Annotated in this window: 1 protein-coding gene; it reads right to left on the bottom strand. The window is 41.3% G+C overall.

From position 1 onward, the window contains the following. The coding region (locus tag ACHABW_RS25910) for an IS110 family transposase (RefSeq protein WP_435759919.1) at window positions 1-749 on the bottom strand (749 nt) is incomplete at its 3' end. Window positions 750-860 lie beyond the last annotated feature (111 nt).

Genomic DNA, 860 nt, shown 5'->3' with positions numbered 1-860 from the left:
GCCATCTTATTACTATTCTTTACGCCTATCGAGTCTTCTGCTTTCTGCATCAACTGTTCCACTTTCTTTTGGGGAAGATAGGAAATGCCTGCTTCCCGATGGGTGTGAACAATTTTTTCAGCAGAATAAACCATGACATCGACAGGTAATGGTGTATGTTTCAGAATCGCACAAGCTTGTTCACCAAGCCCCTTATAAACCGATGAGAATTCAGGGAAGTAAAGATCCATCCAACGTCGGATTCGATTCTGAGTGGCAGACAGTTCTTTTCTAAGGCGAGCTCTGAAGGACGTCCCTTTACGTAATTCAGTGTCTGTCTTATTCTGATCTCTTGGAATACTGTAATGGCCGTATGTGATCATTTTGGCAATAAGCCGGGCATCCTTGATATCATTCTTGCTTGGCGAATTGTCATCTAGCTCTTTAGATTTCTTGACGTGAAAAGGATTAACTATGACAAAAGGAATCTCGTATTCCGTCAGAAATTCAGCTAGGTTCATCCAAAAGTGACCCGTTGGTTCAAATCCAACCAAGATATCATTCTTACCTTGTGACTCTAAGAGTTTCATGAGTGATGAATAGAAATCTTCAAAGCCCTGGTAAGATTGCTTAAACTTCCAGCTCTTAGACAACTCTCGTCCACGTTCATCAACAGCACAAGCATAGTGGGTGGCTTTAGCGATATCAATACCAACAACCAATGTTTGTTCAGTTACTTGATCAATACGAAAATTTCTATTATGATGCATATGAAGATCCTCCTTAGTGATGTGCGATTGGGCTTAATACACCTGCATCATAACGGAGGGTCTTCTTTTTTTCAACCGCACATTCGTTGATTAACAGGAATGCTCCTGCGG

Source organism: Salipaludibacillus sp. CF4.18 (assembly GCF_051262595.1).
Lineage (GTDB): Bacteria > Bacillota > Bacilli > Bacillales > Salisediminibacteriaceae > Salipaludibacillus > Salipaludibacillus neizhouensis.
Note: the sequence above shows the minus strand (reverse complement) of the source record. Positions and strands in the feature narration are given on the sequence as shown.